Annotated in this window: 1 protein-coding gene; it reads right to left on the bottom strand. The window is 44.9% G+C overall.

Features of this window, described 5'->3' with window-relative positions; translation table 11 throughout:
- Positions 1 to 386: HK97 family phage prohead protease (locus tag FC24_RS09435; RefSeq protein ID WP_057874624.1), on the bottom strand; the 386-nt coding region annotated here is incomplete at its 3' end.
- Positions 387 to 421: the final 35 nt, after the last annotated feature.

Below are 421 nucleotides of genomic sequence, written 5' to 3'. Positions count from 1 at the left end.
GTTTGCACATATTCACCATTGTTGCGGGCCCACGTCTTAGCATTTTTATCCTCTGATAATGTATAAAAAAAGCTACACTGAGTAACATTACCCGCCTTAACATTTGCGTAGATATCATGGGCATAAGATGTATCTGGCAAATAGCACTTAAACCATAACCCCTTACCATCAGTTTTCAGTTCCAGCGTCTCTGCCTGAGTGCGGCCAATAATCATTTTGTAATCGTGATTAACTAGGCACTTAACGTCGGTAATGTCCACACCGTCCAAGGCGTGAGGCGCAATAATTTCTTTAAAGCCGCCTAGGTCCTCACTCGGCGTATTAAATAGCACGGCATAACCCTCTAGCACCATCTCCCCTGAAGTGTCTACATGACTTCTAGCCATCAAGTCTCACCCCCTTCAGGGGTATTCTTCTCGAC

The sequence above is a fragment of the Loigolactobacillus rennini DSM 20253 genome (genome assembly GCF_001436505.1).
Taxonomy (GTDB): domain Bacteria; phylum Bacillota; class Bacilli; order Lactobacillales; family Lactobacillaceae; genus Loigolactobacillus; species Loigolactobacillus rennini.
The sequence above is the reverse complement of the archived record's forward strand: the minus strand, read 5'-3'. Positions and strand labels throughout refer to the sequence as shown.